We start from the raw sequence: 16,172 nt of genomic DNA, 5'->3' as shown, positions 1-16,172 counted from the left end.
TTAGGTAGAAAGCGGGTTAGTAGAGGCTATGGCCCTGCTGGCGCACCTGCTCGGTACTCATCTTGCCCCGCGCCACCCAGTAGACCCAGAGGGTGTAGCCCAGGTTGATGGGCATCAGCACCGCGACTATGCCCAGCATGATGAAGAGGGTGCCCTCGCTGGAGGTGCCGTCCCACAGGGTCAGGCTGCTGGACGGATCCAGGGACGAGGGCAGCACGAAGGGGAAGAGCGCTATGGCCACGGTCAGCATCATGGCGGCGCAGGCACCGCCGCTGGCAAGGATCGCCAGCCGCGCCCGGCCAAGGTGGCTTGCCAGCGTGCTCAAGAGCGGCAGCAAGAGGCCGAGGACAGGCACAGCCCAGAGCACCGGGTGCGCCATGAAGTTGCCAAACCAGCCATCCGGCGCCGTCGTCACTTGTTTCATCAGGGGCGTCAGAGCGCTGTTGAGATCCCCTATTTCCGCAATCTGGTATCCCCGCATCTGGCTGAGCCAGACCCCGCCCAGGGCAAACAGGGCGCTCGCCAGGGGGCCGAGCCAGAGGCTCTGGCGGGCGCAGCGCTCGGCTATCACCCCTTGGGTCTTGCACTGCAGGAAGCTGGCGCCGTGCAGCATCAGCAGAGCCAGCGCCGTACCCATGCAGGTCAACAGCAGCGGCCAGTTGAAATCGAAGGCGCCGTAGTGGATGCGAAGGGCCGAATCGAAGCGAAACGGCAAGCCTTGCAGCAAAAAGCCGATGGTAGCGCCAAACACCAGGGTCGGCAGCAGGGCCCCCATCACCAGGGCCCTGTCCCACCAGCGGCGCCAGAGCGGGTCCGGCAGCTTGCTGCGATAGTCAAAGCCGACCGGGCGCAGGAAGAGGCCGAACAGCAGGAACATGAAGGGCACATAGAGCGCCGAGAAGGCGGCGGCATAGACCAGGGGCCAGGCGGCGAACAGGGTGCCGGCACCGGCGATGAGCCACACCTGGTTGCCCTCCCACACCGGGCCCACGCTGTTGAGCAGCACCCGCCGTTCCTCATCGCTCTTGGCCACCACGGGGAGCAGCAGACCGACCCCGAGATCGAAGCCGTCCATCACCACGAAGCCGATGAGCAGGAAGAGCACCAGCCCCCACCAGACGAGTTTCAGGGTTTCGTAATCCATCAGACAGGACTCCCGTTTTTCAACACTTCACCTTGATAACGACCCGTCTGCAGGCTGGCGGGCCCTTTGCGGATCACATGACGCAACAAGAACAGCTCCACCACCAGCAGGCTGCTGTAGATAAGGAAGATGGCGATGAGGCTGAACCAGAGTTGCCCCGGTTGCAGCAAGGAGACCGACGCCGACACCGGCAGCACGTCGCTGATGGTCCAGGGCTGGCGACCGAACTCGGCCACGAACCAGCCCGCCTCTATGGCGACCCAGGGCAGGGGTATGCTCCAGAACAGGGCTTTGAGCAGGCGGGGCGATTGCACCAACCGGCCCCGGCACAGTTGCAGGAAGGCGGCGGCAAAGAGCAGCAGCAATACCCCCCCTATGCCCACCATCAGCCGGAAGCTCCAGAACAGCGGCGCCACCTGGGGGATGGAGTCGTCCACCGCTTTGGCTATGGCCCCCTCGTCCGCCTTGCCGATCTCCTTGGCATAGGGGGTGAGCAAGAGGCCGTAACCGAGATCGGCGCGGTGGCGCTCGAAGGTGGCTCTCGCCTCGGCATTGCTACCATCCGCTCGCAGGGCTTCCAGGGCCTCGTGGGCCAGCATGCCGCTGCGGATGCGCACCTCGTGTTGCGCCTTCAGATCTTTAAGGCCTGTCACCTGCTCATCCAGGGAGCGGGTGGCTATGATGCCCATCAGATAGGGGATCTTGACTGCCACGTGAGTGGTCTCGGCACTCTGATCCGGCAAGCCGAACAGGGTGAAGGAGGCAGGAGCGGGTTCGGTCTCCCACTCCGCCTCTATGGCGGCGAGTTTCACCTTCTGCACCTCCCCGGAGCGGTAGCCCGACTCGTCCCCCAGCACGATGACAGAGAGGATGGCGGCGAGGCCAAAGCCCGAGGCGATGGCAAAGGATCGCAGGGCGAAGCGCACCTCCATGCGGCGCAGCAGATACCAGCTGCTCACCCCCATCACGAACAGGGAGGCGGCCACATAGCCCGCCGCCACTGTGTGGACGAACTTGACCTGGGCCACCGGGTTGAAGATCACCGCCGCCACGTCCACCAGCTCCATGCGCATCGTCATGGGGTTGAACTCGGCGCCGACCGGGTTCTGCATCCAGCCGTTGGCGATGAGGATCCAGAGGGCGGAGAGGTTGGAGCCGAGCGCCACCAGCGCCGTCACCAGCAGATGCTGGCCCCGGGAGAGCTTGTCCCAGCCGAAGAAGAAGAGGCCCACCAGGGTGGATTCCAGGAAGAAGGCCATCAGCCCCTCCACCGCCAGCGGGGTGCCGAAGATGTCGCCGACGTAGTGGGAGTAGTAGGCCCAGTTGGTACCGAACTGGAACTCCAGGGTGATCCCGGTGGTGACCCCCATGACGAAGTTGATGCCAAACAGCTTGCCCCAGAAGCGGGTGATGTCCTTGTAGATCACCTTGCCGGTCATCACGTAGGCGGATTCGGCGATCACCAGGATCCAGGACAGCCCCAGGGTGAGGGGCACAAACAGAAAGTGGAACATCGCCGTCGCGCCGAACTGTATTCGGGAGAGGCTGACCACATCATCCAGGCTTATCATGCATGACTCTCTATGTTGCATTTAACAGACAGGTTTTCGCCCGTTAAGTACAACACGCGCCATGACACCTATAACAGATGCAGTTATAGTGAAATCCACCTATAACAGTTAGGACACACCATGTCCCGTTACGGTCAGCTGGCTGCCTTGTTGCAACAGCAGATAGAGAGCGGCCTCTGGCAGCCGGGGGAGCGCATCCCCTCCATCCGCCAGAGCTGCAAGACCCATGGCCTCAGCCCCATGACGGTGCTGCAGGCCTACCAGTTGCTCGAGAGCCGCGGCCTCATCCTGGCCAGGCCCCAGTCCGGCTACTACGTCAAGGCCGCCACCTCCCCGCTGCAGGTGAGCGCCGCCCAGCAGGCCCACTACAGCGGCTCGGTGGACATCAACGATCTGGTGTTCGAGGTGTTGCAGGCGAGCAAGTCCCGGGAGCTGGTGCCGCTGGGGCTCGCGGTGGCCGATCCCGCCCTCTTCCCCCATCCCCAGCTAGGCCGGGCACTGGCGAGCTGCATGCGCCGCCTCGATCCCTTCAGCACTGTGGCAGATCTGCCCCCCGGCAACGAGGCGCTGCGCCGCGCCATCGCCCAGCGTTACGCCAGCGACGGCCTGGCGGTGGATCCCCAGGAGATCATCATCACCACAGGGGCCATGGAGGCCCTCTCCCTCAGCCTGCAGGTGTTGACCGAGCCCGGAGACTGGGTGGTGGTGGAGTCACCCACCTTCTACGGCGCCCTGCAGGCCATAGAGCGCTTGCAGCTCAAGGTGGTGGAAATCCCTGTGATCCCCGGGGTGGGCATCGATCTCGCCCTGCTGGCCGAGGCGCTGGCCCAGCGCCCCATCAAGGCATGCTGGCTGATGGGCAACGTCCAGCACCCCCTCGGCCACACCATGCCAGATGGGCACAAGCAGGGGCTGATGCAACTGCTCAACCGCCATGAGGTGCCGCTGGTGGAGGACGACGTCTACGCCGAGCTCTATTTTGGCCGCGAGCGCCCCAGGCCCATCAAGCATTGGGACGCCCGGGGCGACAGCCTGCTGTGCGGCTCCTGGACCAAGTGTCTGGCGCCGGGCTTTCGGGTCGGCTGGGTGGTGGCAGGGCCCCATGCCGAGCGCATCCAGCGGCTGCAGCTGATGTCGACCCTGTCGACCAATGTGCCGAGCCAGCTGGCGCTAGCCGACATGCTGCGCCAGGGCGGGGTGGATGCCCACTTTCGCCGCCTGCGCCACACCCTGGCCCAGCGCCAGCAGCAGATGCGGGCGGCCCTGCTGCGCCTCTTCCCGGATGAGGTGCGCATCTCGACCCCGGACGGCGGCTACTTCCTCTGGCTGGAGTTTGACCCGACAGTGGACAGCCGATCGCTGCACGCCCAGGCGCTGGCCTGCGGCTTCTCGCTCGCACCGGGGGCCCTGTTCTCGAGCCAGGGTCAGTACAACCACTGCCTGCGCCTGAACAGCTCCCATCCCTGGAACCCGGCGCTGGAGGCGGCCCTGACCCGGCTGGCGGCGCTGATCCACCGGCAATAGGTCCGCCAGCCCTGGCCTCTCTGGCTGACATTCTCCTCTCCGCCGAGGCGTCCCCCTGGCGCCTCGGCAGATTTATTTTCCGACCACTGCATCCAATTGCCTCCCTGCTTCGTCTCTCTGATGACCCTCAATCAAGGAGAGATGATGAAACCACAATTCCCCTGGCTGCTGCTCTGTTCGGTCTGCCTGCCGCTGCAGGCGGTCCCCGCCTCCCATCAGGCCGCTGACGGCACCCTTCGCCTCTATGGCCCTGGCGGGCCGGACAGCGCCCTCAAGCGGGCGGCCCACGCCTTCCAGCAGGAGACCGGGATCCGGGTCGAGGTCACCGCCGGCCCCGAGGCGAGCTGGCGCGACAAGGCCATCCTGGACGCCGATCTGATCTTCGCCGGCGCCGAGCAGTCCATGTCCGCCTTTCTCGAACGCTACCCCTTCCTCGATCGCCAGAGCGCCCACTCCTACTACCTGAGGCGCAGCGTCATCGCGGTGCAGAAAGGCAATCCAGCCGGGATCACCGGCATCGAGGACTTGATCAACCGCCCCCTCAAGGTGGTCGTGACCGAGGGGCTTGGCAGCTACAACACCTCGGGCACCGGGCTCTGGGAGGACGTCGCGGGGCGCAAGGGCAAGCTGGCGGATGTGCAGAAGCTGCGGCGCAACATCGTCGCCTTCGAGCAGGGCAGCGGCGCCAGCTTCCGGGCCTTCACCGGCCAGCAGGCCGATGCCTGGATCACCTGGGTGCACTGGCCCCTGAACCACAGGGACAAGGCCGATTTCGTCGAGATCGAGCCCGAGCGGCGCATCTATCGCGGCCTGCTCATCGCCAGGGCCGAGGGAGCCGATACCAGCACCCAGACCTTCATCAACTTCATCAACAGCCCCAAGGGCGAGCCGTTCTTCACCCAGGATGGCTGGACTCGTTAACCCAAGGAGATACCCATGAAAAACACCCTCATCGCCCTCGCGCTGCTGCCGCTCGGTTCACTCTGGGCCATGGAGATCCAGCCGGTCCCCAGCGCCGAGCAACTGCCCGTCGCCCGGATAACCGAGCACGGCAAGGCCTATCTGGTCGATCCCCTTGGCTTTAGCCTCTACCGCTTCGACAAGGATTCCCAAGGAAAATCCACATGTTATGCTGAGTGCGCGCAAAACTGGCCCCCGCTCCTCGCCAGTGCAGCCGAGGTCAAGGCGGGACTGGGCAAGGCGGCCGACGCCGGCTTTGCGCTGCTCCAGCGACAGGACGGGCAATACCAGTGGAGCTACCGCGGTCATCCTCTCTATCGCTGGGTCAAGGACTCGGCCCCCGGCCAGAGCAGCGGGGATGGCGTGAAGAATGTCTGGCACCGCGTCCAGCTATGAGGTCTGAGTGAACATCGACAGCCAACAACTCACCCACCTGCTGGCGCGCTGCCGGCTCAGGGACAAGCGATCGTTTGAAGCCCTCTACCAGCTGACGGGCCAACCGCTGTACGGCATGCTCTATGGCCTGCTCAAGGACAAGCAGTGGGCCGCGGACATACTGCAGGAGGGCTTCCTGAAGATCTGGCATGGCCAGAGTGCCTATCCCGTCGACTATCCCTGGGCCTGGCTCTGCCAGTGCATGCGCAACCTGGCCATCGATGCCTTGCGCACCCGGGCCCGTCAGGGGGAAGTGCCATGGGATGAGGGGGCCGAGGGCCATACCGAGGGGGCACATGCCCCCTCTTTCGCCCTCGATCGCTGCCTGGCGCAGCTCTGCGCCGACAAGCGCAACGCCATAGTGCTGGCCTACCGGCACGGCCTGAGCCATCAGGAGATAGTCACTCACACCCAAAGCCCGCTCGGCACCGTCAAGTCCTGGATCCGGCGCGGGCTGGAGGAGCTCAAGCAATGCCTGACCCAATGACCCCCCGTCGCTATCGGGATCCGGCGCTGCGCGAGCGGCTCGCCGGCGAATATGTGCTGGGGACCCTGAGCCCGCGGGTGCAGGCCCGGCTGACCAGCCTGATGGCGCGGGATCCCGGCTGGTGGCAGTGGGTCGAACAGTGGCAACGACACCTGGATCCCCTGCTGCGCGGCGGCGACAGCGCCCCGCCCCTGCCCCGCCAACTCTGGCGCCGCATCGAGCAAGGTATCTCTCCCTCACCCAGGCCCAGACGGCTGTGGTGGCCGCTGGCCATGGCCGCCTCCCTGCTGCTGGGGCTCTGGCTGCAGCCGCTGCTCCCCTGGCAGGCCCCGACCGCCATCGAACCGGTGCGCTATCTGGCCATGATGGCCTCCGCCCAGGAGGAGGCCCCCTTCGTGCTGGTGGCCTATCAGGGCAAGCAGCCGGGTCAGTCCAGCATCCGCCTGCAGCAGAACCAGGCGAGCCCGCTCGCCCTGCCCGCCGATGCCATGCTCTGGATGCGGGACAAGGGCTCCAAGGCCCTGGTGCCGCTCGCCCCGCTGAGGGAGGTCATGGGCGGCCGCTTCCTGACCCCGGGGGAGTGGCAGCAGCTCAAGGCGAGCAGCGAGCTGCTGGTGATGAGCGGCGAGAAGGGCAGCGAGCGCCTGCTCTATCGCGGTCACTGCATCGAGCTCGGCCCCTGGCCGGCGCAGAGTTAGACCTCAGGGGCGGTACCCGCCCCCGGCAGCCCTGAGTGCAAGCCACCACAGGATAACGACAAGGCCCCGTGATGGGGCCTTGTTGGTCGGAAGAGACCCGGCTTATCGGGCGTAGATCTCTGACTGCCGTTTAAAGCCGAGGGACTCGTAGAGCGACTTGGCCCTGTCGTTGAATGACATCACCTCCAGCCTGATCTGCGTCGCATCCCGGGCCCTAGCCCAGTCGTCGCAATGGGCGATCAGCGCCTTGCCGATGCCTTGGGATCTGTGGCCTTCATCCACCACCACTGAGCCGATACGGCAGATGGGCAGCCTGGTGAGGAAGGGAATGGATTCATTGATGTCGATCCTGGCGCTCAGAAAACCCAGCACCCGATCCTCTGCCACCGCCACGCAGAACAGCCGCCCCTCGGCCGCGATGGCGTCGAGCAAGAAGCCTCTCTCCGCCGCCGAGGGAGGGCAAAACACCTCGGGGGCCTGCGCGAAGTGGATCAGCCCGATTTGCCGATTCAGCTCCATGATGGCGTCAATATCCTGCTCGCCTGCCTTGCGTATCTCCACTGCCTGCTCCTTGTCCTGTCGCGTCCCTGTTGGGTCAAACTGCCCTCTCACCCTGGGGTGAGAGGGCCCATCATAGTGGGAGGATCACAGGATAAGAAGGGGGCCGCGGCTAAAACGTGGCTCAAATGAGCAACAACAATGACCACGGCCCCAGGCCGGCACGCTAGTGCGAGCGCGGGATTACAGCGCCGCTACCTGCCGCTCTATGCTCCCCTTTAGGTTGTCATCGAGCTTGAGGGCCCGCGCCAGCTCATCCAGATAGCCGCGCTCCATGAAGTGATCCACGTCGATGGCGAGCAGGGAGGCCAGGTAGACCTCGGTGGCCTGCTCCATGTCGGTCACTTCCCGCGCCAGCGCCTGGGGATCGAGGGGGCGAGCCAGCTCGGCGTCGATCCAGCGCGCCGCGTCGCGCTGGCCCTGCTCGGTCAGGTACTGCTGGATCTTCTGGCGCTCGCTGTCGTCGATGTGGCCGTCGGCCCGGGCGGCCGCCACCATGGCCCGCACCAGCAGGGTGGCGCGGGCATCCAGCGCCTGGCCCTGCAGGGTATCGAGGGGCTGGCTGGGTTGAGCGGCCCCGCCCTGCTGGGCCTGCCAATCCTGATAGAGCTTGTAGGCCAGCCCGCCGAGGGCCGCCGCCCCGCCCACCGCCGCCACCTTGCCGCCATATTTGCGCATCTTCTTGTTGCCCAGCAGCAAGGCCATGGCCCCGGCCGCCAGGCCGCCCTGCGCCACGCCCTTCATCTGCGCCTTGCGGCTGTCGCCGCCGTCGTTGAGCCAGCCCTTGCCAGCTCCCATCAATTGCTCCAGCATCTGTTTCATGAGACCTCCTCTTTGCATGGGTTTCCATGCTGGTCCGCGCCCACTGAACTCAAGGTGAATGGATGCCACTGCCCCGCCTGTTGCTGCTGACCCTGCTGACGCTGACCGCGTTCGCCGCCAACTCGGTACTCTGCCGCCTGGCCCTGTTCGAGGAGCGGATGGATCCGGCCCTGTTCACCCTGCTGCGGCTGACCAGCGGCGCCCTGGTGCTGCTCCTGTTGTGCCGGGTCCGTCAGCAGTCGCCGCGCCAGGGGGACTGGGGCGGCGCCCTCGCCCTCATCGCCTACGCCGCGCTGTTCTCCTTCGCCTACCTCACCCTGACCGCGGGCACCGGCGCCCTGCTGCTGTTTGCCGCCGTCCAGCTCAGCATGCTGGCGCCCCCCCTGCTGCGTGGGGAACCCCTGCCACGGCGCCAGTGGGTCGGCCTGCTGCTCGCCATGGCGGGGCTGGTGCTGCTGGTGCTGCCCGGCATCCGGGCGCCGGATCCTCTGGGGGCCGCCATGATGATCGGCGCCGGCATCGCCTGGGCCTGCTACACCCTGCGGGCCTCGCGCTTTGGCGATCCCATCGCCGCCAATGCCGGTCACTTCCTGCGCGCCAGCCTGCCGGCGGCCCTGCTCTATCTGCTGCTGGGCCGGCTCGAGGCCAGCCCGGCCGCCATCGGCTACGCCCTGACCTCGGGCGCCCTCGCCTCCGGCCTGGGCTATGCGCTCTGGTATCTGGTGCTGCCCCAGCTGGGACGCACCCTGGCCGCCAGCGTCCAGCTGCTGGTGCCCCTGCTCGCGGCCATGGCCGGGCTCATCTGGTTGGATGAGTCCTGGTCGCTGCGGTTGTTATTGTCATCACTGGGCATTCTGGGCGGCATTGCCCTGGTCATCTCGGGACGCCCCCCTTCAGGAGACAAACCATGAAGATCGCCATACTGCTGCTCGGCTGCAGCCTCTCCACCGGCCTGCTGGCCGCCATAGAAGACAGGGAGGCCCAGCAGGCCAAACTGGATGCCGCCTGCCAGCAGGCCCAGCAACAGCTGATCGGGCAGGGCAAGCAAGAGCGCGTCGACGGCTGCATCGAGGAGGGTGGCAAGGCGGCCAAGTGCCAGCAGGAGTTTGCCAGCTTCGGCCAGCGCGAGGGCAACAAGCGCCCCGATTTTTCCACCGTGCCCGCCTGTCAGCAGGCCGAGGCCTATCGCAAGAGTTATCGGCAATGAGCCGAGGAGAGAGCATGACCCCACCCCGCGAGCTGACCCTGCAGTTTCTGGCCGAGCCCGCCGACGTGAACTTCGGCGGCAAGGTGCACGGCGGCATGGTGATGAAGTGGATCGATCAGGCGGGCTACGCCTGCGCCGCCGGCTGGTGCGGCGGCTATGCGGTCACCGTCTACGTGGGGGGCATCCGCTTCCTGCGCCCCATCCAGATAGGCCAGTTGGTGGAGGTGCACGCCCAGGTGATCCACACCGGCACCACCAGCATGCACCTGGCGGTGGATGTCTACAGCCGTCACCCGGCCAACCGGGAGCGCCACAAGACCACCCACTGCATCATCATCTTCGTCGCCATGGACGAGACGGGCACCCCGACCAAGGTGCCCCAGTGGCAGCCGGTCTCGGCCGCCGACCACCAGCTGCAGCAGTACGCCAAGAAGCTGATGGCCCTGCGGGCCGATCTCGACAAGGAGATGCGCCAGCATCTGTGACCCCGCTCGCCTTGCCCGAGGCGGGTGATGGCCCTGTATAATGGCCGCTCTGAGACAGGAATAGGGGAGAAACCGATGTCACTGGAAAACGCGCCGCCCGAGGTGAAACTCGCGGTGGATCTCATCGAGCTGTTGGAGACCAACCAGATCGATCCGGCCCTGGCCCTGGCGGCGCTGGCCATAGTCCAGCGGGACTATGAGCATAAGGTCCAACGGGACTATCAGCTAAAGGTCCAGCGGGACCATGAGCAAAAGGCCCAACAAGGCACCGAGCAAAAAAACCAGCAGGACGAGCAGGATAAGCAAGCCGGGTGAAGGCGCGCTGAGCTCACACCGCAGCACCACCCAGGAGGCGCCATGACAGCCCCCATTCGTTTCGAGAACGGCCGCCCTATGTTGCTGGGTGGGCTGCGCCGTCACCATCTGTTCCAACAGGGGGATTTCGGTGGCCAGTGGCGCGACTTCGGCGCCCTGGGCCCGTTGCCGGGCCAGCTGGGGGAGCATGCCTACGGCGTCATCTGCGGCGCCGACGCCACCGGCTGCGAGTACATGTGTGCGGTGGAGGTCGCCGCGCTGGAGGTGTTGCCCAAGTCCCTTGGCCGGATGCGCATCCAGGCGCAGAGCTACGCCGTCTTCCTGCATAGGGGCCATGTCGATGCCCTGCCGCAGACCTGGCAGCAGGCGCTGGACTGGCTGGCGCACTCCGATTACGAGTCTGCCCACAGGCCGGATTTCGAGCGCTACGGCGCCGCCTTCGATCCCCTCACCGGCAGCGGCGAGGTGGAAGTCTGGCTCGCCGTGCTGCCCAGACAGGCCGTCGCCTGAGCGAGCCCAGCCCTCAATCGCTGACTCAGCGCGGCCCCATCACCTGATCGCACAGATCGATCAGCGCCTGGCTGAGCCGGGTCAGCGGCTCACCGCCGCCCGCCCCCAGATGCAGCGCCAGCTCAATCGGCGGCACCGACGGCCAGTGTGACAGCTCCAACTGACCCGGCAGCAGCAAGCGCCGTGGCAAGAGACTGACACCGATCCCCGCACTGACCGCCCCCTGCAGGCTGGCGAGGCTGGCACTGACGTAGGCGATGCGCCAACGCCGCCCCAGCCCGTCGAGGGTCTCCGTCAGTTGCCGCCGATAGAGCCCCTCGCTCGGAAACACCACCAGCGGCAGCGGATCCCGCTCCCCGGCACGGGTGAAGCTGCCGGTCTCTATGATGGCGACAAAACTGCGCAGCAACTGGGGATCCAGCATGTCCGATTCCATTTATAAAACCACTGATTGCCATTCTATCATTTAATTTCCAAATGACCCGATGACCCGTTAGGCTGCCGCCACTCCCTCTCTGCGCAGGATCTGCCCATGTCACCCGCCCCTCAGTCCGGTACCCGCCTCGTCAACTCCCTGACCGCTCTCTCGGATCCCACCCATCAGGAGTGGCTGGAGCAGGTGCTGCACCTGGCTCTGACCCATCGCCGACAAGGGGGCCGCCCCTTCGCCGCCCTGCTGGTTCGGGACAACCGGCTGGTGGCGAGCGCCGTCAATCGCATGCTGGAGAACGGCGACCCCACCCGTCACGCCGAGCTGGAGGTGCTGCGCGAGGGGAGCCAGCAGGGGCCGCTGGCGGGCACCATCGTCTACGCCAGCGGCCACCCCTGCCCCATGTGCCTGAGCGCGCTGGTGATGAACGGCATCAGTGCCGTCTACTACGCCTTCGACAATCAGGATGCGGCCCCCTTCGGCCTCGACAGCACCGCGAGCTATCAGCGGCTGGGGCTGGCCCTCAAGCCGCCGCCCCTGCCGCTGATCAAGCTGCCGAGCCCCATCCCGGCCGCCACCCTCTACGGCGACCCCTGCCATGAGTAAGCAGGGGGCAGGCGCCCTGCTGGTGCTGGTGATGCTGATCGGCATCAACCTGCGCCCCTTCCTCACCGCCATAGGGCCGCTGGCGGGACGGATAGACGCCCGGCTGGCGCTCGGCATGGACAACCTCGCCTGGGTGACCCTGCTGCCCCTGCTGCTGATCGGGGTCGGCGTGCTGTTCACTCCCACCTTGCTGAGGCTGACCAGCCCGCGCCGCCTGCTGGCGGCGGCGCTGTTGCTGCTGGCGCTGGGCAGCGCCCTGCGCTTCGATCTGGCCAGCGGCGCCCTGCTCATTGCCAGCGCCGCCCTCTGCGGACTGGGCTCGGCACTGGTGCAGGGGGTGCTGCCCGGTCTCATCAAGGGGGCCTTCGCCCGGCGGGTGCCGCTGGTGATGGGCATTTTTTCTGCCTGCATGATGGGAGGCGGGGCGCTGGGCGCCATCCTCAGCCCCCATCTGGCAGAGCGGCTCGACTGGTCGCGGGTGCTCGCCCTCTGGAGCCTGCCGGTGCTGCTGGCGCTGATCTGGCTCGGCTGGCGGGTGCGACTGCCGACAGTGACCAGGGCCCCGCAACCGCAGGGGGAACAGCGGCTGATCGGCCTGCCCCGCAGTTGGCTGCTGATCGGCTGCTTTGGCATCATCAACAGCGGCTATGGCATAGTCGTGGCCTGGCTGGCGCCAGCCTACATGGCGCAGGGCCTGAGCGCCCAGCAGGGGGGTGAGCTGGTGGCCTGGCTGGCGCTGGCCCAGACCCTGAGCGGCCTCGGCCTGCCCATGCTGGCGGCGCGCAGGCTGGATCGGCGCCCCTGGATGGGGCTCGCCATCGCAGCGCAGGCGCTGGGCTTCGGCGGCCTCTGGCTGGCACCGGCCAGCGCCCCCATCCTCTGGTGCATGCTGTGCGGCGCCGGGCTCGGCGGCAGCTTCTCCCTCATCATGGTGATAGCGCTGGATCACCTGCCAGACCCCAGACGCGCCGGCGCCCTCAGCGCCCTGATGCAGGGCTTCGGCTTCATGCTGGCGGCCACAGGCCCCTGGGTGGCGGCCAGGCTCTATCACGCCAGCGGCGACTTTGCCGCCGCCTGGCAGTGGCAGCTGGGGGGGCTGGTGCTGATGAGCCTGATGGTGCTGCGCCTCGATCCCCGCCACTACGCCCGGGTGATGCGCCACCCCCTCAACCCAGCCGATATCACAACCACATTGGCTCAAGACAACAGATCGACTTAGCCCTGGGTATGGGAGTGCAATGAGATGGCGAGTGCTGCGCCTCCATTCCCTCCGCCACTACGCCCGGGTGATGCGCCTGCCCGCCGAAGCTGAGACTGGCGCCCGGCTCCGTTGCCCGCCCAAAGCAATACACCGGCCTGGGGCCGGTGTATTGGGGAGTACAAGCTGGGCTGACGGGGCCTGTTAGCGCCCCTTCTTCTGCCGCCCCGCCTGGTTGGCGCGCGGTTTGGCCGCGGCGGGTTTGCCGCCCTTGCCGGGGGCTCCCTTGCCAGGCGCCTTGCCCGCAGCCCCCTTGGCAGGGCCCTTGTTCTCGAACGCCGCCGGGCCCGGCACATTGGGACGCCCGCCTATCTCGTGATCATCATCCCGGCGCGGCTTCTTGCCCGGTGCCGGTTTGCCATTCTGACCCGCTTGGACCTTGGCGCCCTGGCCGTTGGCCGCCTTGGGTTTCTCCCCCTTGGCCGGCTTCACCTCGGAGGAGGAGTCCTCGATCAGCTTGAACAGCTCGATCAGCTCGTCATCGGTGAGATCCCGCCACTCCCCCACCGGCAGCCCCTTGAGGCTGACGTTCATGATGCGGACGCGTTCGAGCTTGGTGACCTCAAAGCCGAAGTGTTCGCACATGCGGCGGATCTGGCGGTTCAGCCCCTGCACCAGGGTGATGCGAAACACGAAGGGCGCCTCTCGCTTCACCTTGCACTTCTTGGTGACGGCGCCGAGGATAGGCACCCCGGCGCCCATGCCCCGGATAAACTCGTCGGTGACCGGCTTGTCGACGGTCACCAGATACTCTTTCTCGTGATCGTTGCCCGCCCGCAGGATCTTGTTGACCAGATCGCCGTGGTTGGTCAGGAAGATCAGCCCCTGGGAGTCCTTGTCGAGCCGGCCTATGGGGAAGATGCGGGTGCTGTGGTTGACGAAGTCGACTATGTTGTCCTTCTCCCCCGCCTCCGTGGTGGAGACTATGCCCACCGGCTTGTTGAGCACGATGAACACCAGGCTGTCGGCCTCCCGCGCCTCTATCACCTGACCGTTGACCTTGACCAGATCCCCGGCGAACACCTGATCCCCTATCCCGGCCCGCTTGCCGTTGATGAAGACCTGGCCCTGCTCGATGAAGCGATCGGCCTCACGGCGCGAGCAGATGCCGCTCTCGCTGATGTACTTGTTAAGGCGCATGGATTCATCAGCCAGCATGGGTCACCTGCCAGAGTATTGGGTTGAAGAGGGTCGTCGGCTGGGTCAGCCGGGTCGTCATCGGGTTAGTCTGCATACCATTCCATCTGCAAAAAGCATCTTCAAAAAAGGCAAAGCCTGCGCATTCACCAAAAAAACGCCGCTACAGTAGCATATTGCCCCGCGCCATACGCCGGATAGTTGCGCCCGGCCGCCTCAGGCCGTCGCCGTCGGCCCCATCCATCCCTGTTCGCCAAGCCATCTTTGCCCCTGCCGATCGGCGTGCCTTGGTTCCTCGCGCGGGCCAAACCCTACCCCAAGCCGGGTGGTGACACAAGTAAGGGCGCCGACCGAAACCTGCCGAGAGACTAGCTGGCGCTCCAGACCGGAAAGAGAGAACTATCACTTGCTATTTATTTAACAAAAATGCATAAAAAGATTTTCAGCGGCGCAAATTATTATACCTGTTTCGGCCATGACGGGCGCCAGCTCGTGATTGTCGGCAGCCATTGTTGTTGAACAAATTTTTATCCGTATTCACTTTCTAACTCGAACATAAATCTGAATGCGGGCCATGAACCCTTCTCTGGCATGACGCCAATATGATCTTTCACTACAGGAGTTACAGATGAGTCATTCCCTCTCCCAGGCGGCGTTTCTCGACCAGGTGGCCCAGCGCAATGCCCATCAGCCGGAGTTCATTCAGGCGGTGAGCGAGGTGGTTGCCTCCATCTGGCCTTTCATCGAGCGCCACCCCCGTTACCTGCAACACGGCCTGCTGGAGCGACTGGTGGAGCCGGAGCGACTCATTCAGTTTCGCGTCAGCTGGGTGGATGATCGGGGCCAGGTGCGGGTGAACCGCGGCTACCGCATCCAGCACAGTTCGGCCATAGGTCCCTTCAAGGGCGGCATGCGCTTCCACCCCTCGGTGGATCTCTCGGTGCTCAAATTCCTGGCCTTCGAGCAGACCTTCAAGAACGCCCTCACCACCCTGCCCATGGGTGGCGGCAAGGGTGGCAGCGATTTCGATCCCAAGGGCAAGAGCGAGGGCGAGGTGATGCGCTTCTGCCAGGCGCTGATGCTGGAGCTCTATCGCCACCTGGGGGCCAATACCGACGTGCCGGCCGGCGACATCGGCGTGGGTGGGCGCGAGGTGAGCTACATGGCGGGCATGATGAAGAAGCTCACCAACAGCGCCGAGTGCGTCTTCACCGGCAAGGGGCTCTCCTTTGGCGGCAGCCTGATCCGCCCGGAGGCCACCGGCTACGGCCTGCTCTACTTCGTCGAGGCCACCCTGGCCCACCGTGGCCAGTCCCTGGCCGGCATGACGGTGTCGGTGTCGGGCTCGGGCAACGTGGCGCAATACGCCATCGAGAAGGCGATGGCGCTCGGCGCCCGGGTCATCACCGCCTCCGACTCCGGTGGCACCGTCTATGATCCGGACGGTTTCACCCCCGACAAGCTGGCTCGCCTGATGGAGCTCAAGAACGAGCAGCGCAAGCGGGTCGCGGATTACGCCCATGAGCTGGGGCTGGAGTTCTTCACCGGCCGTACCCCCTGGCACCTGCCGACCCAGGTCGCCCTGCCCTGCGCCACTCAGAACGAGCTGGATGCAGAGGATGCCGCCGCGCTCATCGCGGGCGGTGTGCTGCTGGTGGCCGAGGGGGCCAACATGCCGAGCAGCGCCGCCGCCATCCAGGCCTTCCACGCTGCCAAAGTGCTGTTTGCGCCGGGCAAGGCCGCCAACGCGGGGGGCGTCGCCACCTCCGGGCTCGAGATGAGCCAGAACGCCCAGCGCCTCGGCTGGAGCCGGGAGGAGGTGGATGCCCGTCTCAAGGGGATCATGACCAGCATCCACGCCACCTGTGTGCGCTACGGCCAGGACGAGGAGGGCCATGTGAACTACGAGAGCGGCGCCAACATCGCCGGCTTCGTCAAGGTGGCCGATGCCATGCTGGCGCAGGGAGTCTGCTAATACTGCAGGGAATGGCTTAGGCCGATGCCTCAAGCACCCAAACACAACAC

Annotated in this window: 17 protein-coding genes and 2 pseudogenes; 13 read left to right on the top strand and 6 right to left on the bottom strand. The window is 65.8% G+C overall.

The genetic code is table 11. The annotated features are described in order from the left end of the window. Positions 1–16 precede the first annotated feature (16 nt). On the bottom strand, positions 17–1,144 hold the full coding sequence (gene cydB, locus AACW18_RS05590; protein WP_218388049.1) for a cytochrome d ubiquinol oxidase subunit II: 1,128 nt from the start codon (positions 1,142–1,144) through the stop codon (positions 17–19). Beyond that, a complete protein-coding gene (locus tag AACW18_RS05585) occupies positions 1,144–2,715 on the bottom strand; it encodes a cytochrome ubiquinol oxidase subunit I (protein WP_168235421.1) in 1,572 nt (523 codons plus the stop codon). Before AACW18_RS05585 ends, cydB begins: the two co-directional genes overlap by 1 nt. Before the next feature lie 120 nt (positions 2,716–2,835). Here AACW18_RS05585 and AACW18_RS05580 point away from each other — a divergent pair, with 120 nt between their 5' ends. The 5 genes from AACW18_RS05580 (at position 2,836) to AACW18_RS05560 (ending at position 6,819) form a co-directional block, all read left to right on the top strand. Further along, positions 2,836–4,239, top strand: coding sequence for an aminotransferase-like domain-containing protein (locus tag AACW18_RS05580; RefSeq protein ID WP_218388048.1), 1,404 nt, complete (start codon positions 2,836–2,838; stop codon positions 4,237–4,239). A 144-nt stretch (positions 4,240–4,383) separates the two neighbouring features. Continuing rightward, positions 4,384–5,160 (top strand): substrate-binding domain-containing protein, encoded by a 777-nt coding sequence (locus tag AACW18_RS05575; protein WP_218388047.1) that lies wholly within the window; start codon positions 4,384–4,386, stop codon positions 5,158–5,160. Between the two features lie 15 nt (positions 5,161–5,175). Next, entirely contained in the window at positions 5,176–5,595 is a 420-nt protein-coding gene (locus tag AACW18_RS05570; RefSeq protein WP_218388046.1) for a COG4315 family predicted lipoprotein, read from the top strand. A 7-nt stretch (positions 5,596–5,602) separates the two neighbouring features. Further along, complete coding sequence (locus AACW18_RS05565; RefSeq protein WP_042651452.1) at positions 5,603–6,121, top strand: RNA polymerase sigma factor; 519 nt, start codon at positions 5,603–5,605, stop codon at positions 6,119–6,121. Further along, positions 6,106–6,819, top strand: a complete 714-nt coding sequence (locus tag AACW18_RS05560) for a hypothetical protein (RefSeq protein ID WP_218388045.1) — start codon at positions 6,106–6,108, stop codon at positions 6,817–6,819. Before AACW18_RS05565 ends, AACW18_RS05560 begins: the two co-directional genes overlap by 16 nt. A gap of 102 nt (positions 6,820–6,921) precedes the next feature. On the opposite strand, the gene AACW18_RS05555 is transcribed toward AACW18_RS05560, so the two are convergent. Next, entirely contained in the window at positions 6,922–7,380 is a 459-nt protein-coding gene (locus AACW18_RS05555; protein ID WP_218388044.1) for a GNAT family N-acetyltransferase, read from the bottom strand. A 180-nt stretch (positions 7,381–7,560) separates the two neighbouring features. After that, the gene (locus AACW18_RS05550) at positions 7,561–8,199 is read right to left on the bottom strand and encodes a tellurite resistance TerB family protein (protein ID WP_218388043.1); all 639 of its coding nucleotides are present in this window, start codon (positions 8,197–8,199) and stop codon (positions 7,561–7,563) included. 62 nt (positions 8,200–8,261) lie between these two features. Between AACW18_RS05550 and AACW18_RS05545 the strand changes: the two genes are divergently transcribed. The 5 genes and pseudogenes from AACW18_RS05545 (at position 8,262) to AACW18_RS05525 (ending at position 10,716) form a co-directional block, all read left to right on the top strand. Next, entirely contained in the window at positions 8,262–9,110 is an 849-nt protein-coding gene (locus AACW18_RS05545) for a DMT family transporter (protein WP_218388042.1), read from the top strand. Continuing rightward, positions 9,107–9,406: a hypothetical protein gene (locus tag AACW18_RS05540; RefSeq protein ID WP_218388041.1), complete on the top strand. Its 300-nt coding sequence runs from the start codon at positions 9,107–9,109 to the stop codon at positions 9,404–9,406. Before AACW18_RS05545 ends, AACW18_RS05540 begins: the two co-directional genes overlap by 4 nt. A 14-nt stretch (positions 9,407–9,420) precedes the next feature. Next, complete coding sequence (locus AACW18_RS05535) at positions 9,421–9,891, top strand: acyl-CoA thioesterase (RefSeq protein WP_042651446.1); 471 nt, start codon at positions 9,421–9,423, stop codon at positions 9,889–9,891. A 75-nt stretch (positions 9,892–9,966) separates the two neighbouring features. Further along, positions 9,967–10,101 (top strand): annotated as a pseudogene (gene rsmS / locus AACW18_RS05530) (pleiotropic regulatory protein RsmS); the annotation flags it as partial. Positions 10,102–10,248: 147 nt separating this feature from the next. After that, positions 10,249–10,716: a GyrI-like domain-containing protein gene (locus AACW18_RS05525; RefSeq protein WP_218388039.1), complete on the top strand. Its 468-nt coding sequence runs from the start codon at positions 10,249–10,251 to the stop codon at positions 10,714–10,716. 25 nt (positions 10,717–10,741) lie between these two features. On the opposite strand, the pseudogene AACW18_RS05520 reads toward AACW18_RS05525, so the two are convergent. Further along, positions 10,742–11,077 (bottom strand): annotated as a pseudogene (locus AACW18_RS05520) (LysR substrate-binding domain-containing protein); the annotation flags it as partial. Between the two features lie 171 nt (positions 11,078–11,248). Between AACW18_RS05520 and AACW18_RS05515 the strand changes: the two are divergent. Beyond that, a complete protein-coding gene (locus AACW18_RS05515; protein ID WP_218388038.1) occupies positions 11,249–11,752 on the top strand; it encodes a nucleoside deaminase in 504 nt (167 codons plus the stop codon). Then, the gene (locus AACW18_RS05510; protein ID WP_218388037.1) at positions 11,745–12,971 is read left to right on the top strand and encodes an MFS transporter; all 1,227 of its coding nucleotides are present in this window, start codon (positions 11,745–11,747) and stop codon (positions 12,969–12,971) included. Before AACW18_RS05515 ends, AACW18_RS05510 begins: the two co-directional genes overlap by 8 nt. A 183-nt stretch (positions 12,972–13,154) precedes the next feature. On the opposite strand, the gene rluF is transcribed toward AACW18_RS05510, so the two are convergent. Beyond that, on the bottom strand, positions 13,155–14,168 hold the full coding sequence (rluF, locus tag AACW18_RS05505) for a 23S rRNA pseudouridine(2604) synthase RluF (RefSeq protein WP_218388036.1): 1,014 nt from the start codon (positions 14,166–14,168) through the stop codon (positions 13,155–13,157). Between the two features lie 607 nt (positions 14,169–14,775). On the opposite strand from rluF, the gene gdhA reads away from it, so the two are divergent. Further along, a complete protein-coding gene (gdhA, locus tag AACW18_RS05500; RefSeq protein ID WP_042651439.1) occupies positions 14,776–16,122 on the top strand; it encodes an NADP-specific glutamate dehydrogenase in 1,347 nt (448 codons plus the stop codon). Positions 16,123–16,172: the final 50 nt, after the last annotated feature.

Source organism: Aeromonas sp. sia0103 (genome assembly GCF_963895295.1).
GTDB classification, from domain to species: domain Bacteria; phylum Pseudomonadota; class Gammaproteobacteria; order Enterobacterales; family Aeromonadaceae; genus Aeromonas; species Aeromonas encheleia.
Note: the sequence above shows the minus strand (reverse complement) of the source record. Positions and strands in the feature narration are given on the sequence as shown.